Origin of the sequence: Pseudomonas edaphica, assembly GCF_005863185.1 — a bacterium.
GTDB classification, from domain to species: Bacteria; Pseudomonadota; Gammaproteobacteria; order Pseudomonadales; family Pseudomonadaceae; genus Aquipseudomonas; species Aquipseudomonas edaphica.
In genome coordinates this window covers 1-4,970 of the sequence record NZ_VBVZ01000473.1, presented here as the reverse complement: position 1 = coordinate 4,970, position 4,970 = coordinate 1, and the positions used below count along the sequence as shown (strand labels likewise).

Genomic DNA, 4,970 nt, shown 5'->3' with positions numbered 1-4,970 from the left:
GACTACCCGTATGTCACCGACACCGAAGGCTATTCAGGCCTGGTGGTGCACGGCCCGCTGATCGCTACCTTGAGCCTGCGCGCGTTTTGCCGCGCCCATCCCGACGCGACCCTGCGCCGTTTTGCCTATCGCGGTGTTCGCCCACTGATTGCACCGCAGCCATTTGTGGTCGGTGGGCGCGTGACCGAAACCGGTGTGGCGCAGTTGTGGGCGGGCGACGCCGGTGGCCTGGCGCAGACCGCTCAGGTCCACTTCGAATAATCCAGGAACAACAGGCGGAGAGCCGTTAATGAACCCCAATGACAACGAAGAACTCAATGCCATCCGTGAAGGCGTGCGCGCCTTGTGCGCCGAGTTCGACGCGGCGTACTGGCGCAGGATCGACGAACAAAAAGGCTTCCCCGAAACCTTTGTCAAAGCCCTGACCGACGCCGGCTGGCTGTCGGCGATGATCCCTGAAGAATACGGCGGCTCTGGCCTGGGCCTGGCCGAAGCCTCGGTGATCCTCGAAGAAGTCAACCGTTGCGGTGGTAACTCCGGCACCGTGCACGGCCAGATGTACAACATGTTCACCTTGCTGCGCCACGGCAGCGAAGCGCAAAAAAGCTTCTACCTGCCCAAGCTCGCCAGCGGCGAATTGCGCCTGCAATCGATGGGTGTGACCGAGCCCACCACCGGCACCGACACCACCAAAATCAAAACCACGGCGATCAAGCGTGGTGACAAATATGTGATCAATGGCCAGAAGGTCTGGATCTCGCGCATCCAGCATTCCGACTTGATGATTCTGCTGGCGCGCACCACGCCGCTGGCCGAGGTGAAGAAGAAGTCTGAAGGCATGTCGATCTTCCTCGTCGACCTGCGCGAAGCCATCGGCAACGGCCTGACCGTGCAGCCCATCGCCAATATGGTCAACCACGAAACCAACGAACTGTTTTTCGACAACCTGGAGCTACCCCTCGACAGCCTGATCGGCGAGGAGGGCAAAGGCTTTAAATACATCCTCGACGGCCTCAACGCCGAACGCACCCTGATCGCCGCCGAGTGCATCGGCGACGGTCGCTGGTTTATCGAAAAGGCCAGTGCCTACGCCCGCGACCGCGTGGTGTTTGGCCGCCCGATCGGGCAGAACCAGGGTGTGCAGTTCCCGATTCCCGAGGCGCATATCGAAATCGAAGCGGCGGACCTGATGCGCTGGCGTGCCTGCGAAGAATACGACAGCGGCAAGAATGCCGGGGCCAGCGCCAACATGGCCAAGTACCTGGCTGCCAAGGCGTCCTGGGAAGCGGCCAACGCCTGCCTGCAAACCCACGGCGGTTTCGGCTTTGCCTGTGAGTACGACGTAGAGCGCAAATTCCGCGAAACACGCCTGTACCAGGTTGCGCCGATCTCCACCAACCTGATCCTGTCCTACGTGGCCGAGCACCTGCTCGAACTGCCACGCAGTTTCTGAGGGCCTGAGCATGAGCCATACCCAAACGCTGTGCCGGTTCCTTGCGGACCTGAACTACGAACAATTGCCGGAAAAGGTACTGGCACGCACCGAAGATCTGTATCTGGATTGGTTGGCCTCGGCGCTGGCAAGCAAGGGCGCGCACCCGATCCCGTTGTTTGAACGCTATGCACAAAAAATGGGACCCCACAGCGGTCCCGCCCAGGTGATCGTCAATGGCAGCACCACCAGCGCGTATTTTGCGGCGCTGGTGAACGCCGCATCCTCACACCTGGTGGAGCAGGATGACCTGCACAACAGCTCGGTGCTGCACCCCGCGACCGTGGTGTTTCCGGCCGCGCTGGCTGCCGCCCAGGACCTCGGCAAATCCGGCCGTGAATTGCTGCTGGCCTCGGTGGCCGGTTATGAAGCCGGAATTCGCATCGGCGAATTCATGGGCCGGTCCCACTACCGCATCTTCCACACCACAGCCACCGTCGGCACCCTGGCGGCGGCGGTTGCCGTGGGCAAACTGCTGGACTTTAACCAGGAACAGTTCATCAACCTGCTCGGCAGCGCCGGCACCCAGGCCGCCGGGCTGTGGGAGTTTTTGCGCGATGCCGCCGACTCCAAGCAACTGCACACCGCCAAGGCGGCGGCGGATGGCTTGCTCGCGGCGTATTTGACGGCGGACGGGCTCACCGGCGCACGCAATATTCTGGAAGGCGATCAAGGCTTGGCAGCAGGCATGTCCAGTGATGCCGAGCCTCGCAAGTTATCGGCCGACCTTGGCAGCCGCTGGGCGCTGCTGGAAACCTCCTTCAAGTTCTACGCCTCGTGCCGTCACACCCATCCGGCCGCCGATGCGCTGCTGGATCTGATGCAGCGCGAAGGGCTGTGCGCTGCAGATATCGCCACGGTTGAAACGCGTGTCCATCAAGGTGCCATCGACGTGCTGGGCCGCGTGACCACGCCTGCCACTGTGCACCAGGCCAAATTCTCCATGGGCACCGTGCTCGGCCTGATCGCCGTGCACGGTAAAGCCGGGCTCACCGAGTTCCACGAACGAGCGCTGACCGACCCCGCCGTCTCGGCTTTCCGCGACAAGGTCAGCATGACCCTCGACGCAGAAGTTGACGGCGCCTACCCGCAGCGCTGGCTGGGCCGCGTCACCGTCACCTCGCTCGATGGCCGCACGCTGCAAGGCGCCATCGATGAACCCAAGGGCGACCCTGGTAACACCCTGAGTCGGGTGGAGCTCGCGGATAAATTCAGGCGCCTTACCCAATTCAGCGGCGCGCACACACCCGCGCAGGCCAATGCACTGATCGAGAAGGTCTGGCACCTGCGCAGTGCAGCGTCCATGGCCCACTGGCTTTGAGGAAGCGTCATGACTAATCAACGACCGCTGGACGGCATCACCGTGATCAGCCTGGAACACGCGATTGCTGCGCCATTCTGTACCCGCCAGTTGGCGGACCTCGGCGCCCGTGTGATCAAGATCGAACGCCCCGGCGCCGGTGACTTTGCCCGTGGCTATGACGAGCGCGTGCGCGGCCTGGCCTCGCACTTTGTGTGGACCAACCGCTCCAAGGAAAGCCTGACCCTGGACCTCAAGCAGGACGAGGCCGGCGACATCCTCCAACGCCTGCTGGCGGATGCCGACGTGCTGGTGCAGAACCTTGCACCCGGCGCGGCGGCGCGCATGGGCCTGTCGTTTGAAGCGCTGCATGAGCGCTTTCCACGGCTCATCGTCTGCGATATTTCCGGCTATGGCGAAGGCGGGCCTTACGAGAAAAAGAAAGCGTATGACCTGCTGATCCAAAGCGAGGGCGGTTTTTTATCGGTAACCGGTGGCCCAGGTGAAGATCAGATGGCCAAGGCCGGTTGCTCGATCGCCGATATTTCCGCCGGCATGTACGCCTACAGTGGCATCCTCTCGGCCCTGCTGTTGCGCGGCAAGACGGGGCAGGGCAGCCGCATCGATGTGAGCATGCTCGAAAGCCTGGTGGAGTGGATGGGCTACCCGATGTATTACGCCTTCGACGGCGCGCCCCAGCCACCACGGGCCGGGGCGGCGCATTCGACGATCTACCCGTATGGGCCGTTTCCCACCGGCGACGGCGGCACGGTGATGCTCGGCTTGCAAAACGAACGCGAATGGGCGGCGTTCTGCGACAAAGTACTGCTCACGCCTGAACTGGCTACCGATGAACGTTTCTCGGCCAACTTCAAGCGCTCGGCCAACCGTGACGTGCTACGCCAGATCATCGTTGACAGCTTCGCGCAGTTGGACGCTGAAGCCGTGATCCAACGCCTGGAAAACGCGCAGATCGCCAGCGCCAGGGTCAACGACATGCAAGGCGTGTGGGACCACCCGCAGCTCAAGGCGCGAGACAGCTGGCGTGAAGTCCAGAGCCCGGCCGGGCCGCTGCCGTCGTTGTTGCCGCCGGCGCGTAATGCTGCGTTTACCCCGCGCATGGACGGCGTTCCCGCCTTGGGCCAGCACAGCCAGGGCATCCTCGATCAGCTTGGGTTTTCGGCGCAAACCATCGACGGCCTGCGCGCACGCGGCGTTATCTAATAAGGAATTCAAGTGATGCCAAAGCCTATAGTTCGTTCGGCCTTGTTTGTGCCCGGCAGCCGCCCGGAGCGGTTTTCCAAAGCGCTGGCCAGTGGCGCCGATGCGGTGATTGTGGATTTTGAAGACGCGGTTGAAGAACCCCTCAAGCGCCAGGCGCGGGATAACCTCGGGGTGTTCTTGCAAGCGCATCCAGAGGCTCAGGTGTGGGTGCGCATCAACGCGCCGGAGCATGCCGAGCATTTTGAGGATGTAGCGTTCTGTAAAGCCCATGCCAATGTGACGGGTGTGCTGCTGCCCAAGGTAGAGAGCGCCGCCCAGGTGGCCGTGGTGGCGGCTGCCGGCAAGGTGATATGGCCGATTATCGAAAGCGCCAGGGGCTTGCTGGCGGTGGCTGAGATTGCCCACGCGCCGCAGGTTGAGCGCCTGTCCTTTGGCGGCCTGGACCTGGCGCTGGACTTGAACCTGAGCAGCGGTTCCGCGGCTGCGCAGTTTGCGTTGGATCAGGCACGCCTGGCGCTGATTGTGCATTCCCGTGCTGCTGGCTTGGTGGCGCCACTGGACGGCGTGCACCCGGCCATCGACGACCCTGAAGGCCTGCGCCGTTCGATCCGGCATGCCTATGAAATGGGCTTTGCCGGGGCGCTGTGCATCCATCCCAAGCAGGTGGCAGTGATTCATGCCGCACTGGCGCCCAGTGCCGAAGACCTGGCCTGGGCCAAACGCGTGGTAGAGGCGGGTGCCCATGGGGCCGGGGCTTATCAGATTGATGGGCAGATGGTGGATGCGCCGGTGTTGCTGCGCGCACAAAGGCTCCTGGCCGGCCAACTCTGACTGACACAACCTGGAGCAAAATGTGGGAGCTGGCTTGCCTGCGATAGCGGTGGACCCGCCCATGAATCGACTGCCTGACACACCGCCATCGCAGGCAAGCCAGCTCCCACACTGGATTTTCAT

4 protein-coding genes and 1 pseudogene are annotated in these 4,970 nt (G+C 62.8%); all 5 read left to right on the top strand.

Features of this window, described 5'->3' with window-relative positions:
* Positions 1-261, top strand: a pseudogene (locus FEM54_RS24515) (FAS1-like dehydratase domain-containing protein); the annotation flags it as partial.
* Positions 262-289: 28 nt separating this feature from the next.
* Positions 290-1,453, top strand: a complete 1,164-nt coding sequence (locus FEM54_RS24510; protein WP_138453440.1) for an acyl-CoA dehydrogenase family protein — start codon at positions 290-292, stop codon at positions 1,451-1,453.
* Between the two features lie 10 nt (positions 1,454-1,463).
* Positions 1,464-2,813, top strand: a complete 1,350-nt coding sequence (locus tag FEM54_RS24505; RefSeq protein ID WP_138453439.1) for an MmgE/PrpD family protein — start codon at positions 1,464-1,466, stop codon at positions 2,811-2,813.
* Between the two features lie 9 nt (positions 2,814-2,822).
* Positions 2,823-4,016 carry a CaiB/BaiF CoA transferase family protein gene (locus tag FEM54_RS24500; RefSeq protein ID WP_099549623.1) on the top strand — a complete coding sequence of 398 codons (1,194 nt, stop codon included), beginning with the start codon at positions 2,823-2,825 and terminating at the stop codon, positions 4,014-4,016.
* Between the two features lie 15 nt (positions 4,017-4,031).
* Positions 4,032-4,847, top strand: a complete 816-nt coding sequence (locus FEM54_RS24495) for an HpcH/HpaI aldolase/citrate lyase family protein (protein ID WP_138453438.1) — start codon at positions 4,032-4,034, stop codon at positions 4,845-4,847.
* The last annotated feature ends 123 nt before the right edge of the window (positions 4,848-4,970 follow it).

Excerpts from the sequence above, each read along its gene's own strand:
- FEM54_RS24510 (WP_138453440.1), top strand. The coding sequence starts at position 290 with ATGAACCCCAATGACAACGAAGAACTCAATGCCATCCGTGAAGGCGTG.
- FEM54_RS24505 (WP_138453439.1), top strand. The coding sequence starts at position 1,464 with ATGAGCCATACCCAAACGCTGTGCCGGTTCCTTGCGGACCTGAACTAC.
- FEM54_RS24495 (WP_138453438.1), top strand. The coding sequence starts at position 4,032 with ATGCCAAAGCCTATAGTTCGTTCGGCCTTGTTTGTGCCCGGCAGCCGC.
- FEM54_RS24500 (WP_099549623.1), top strand. The coding sequence starts at position 2,823 with ATGACTAATCAACGACCGCTGGACGGCATCACCGTGATCAGCCTGGAA.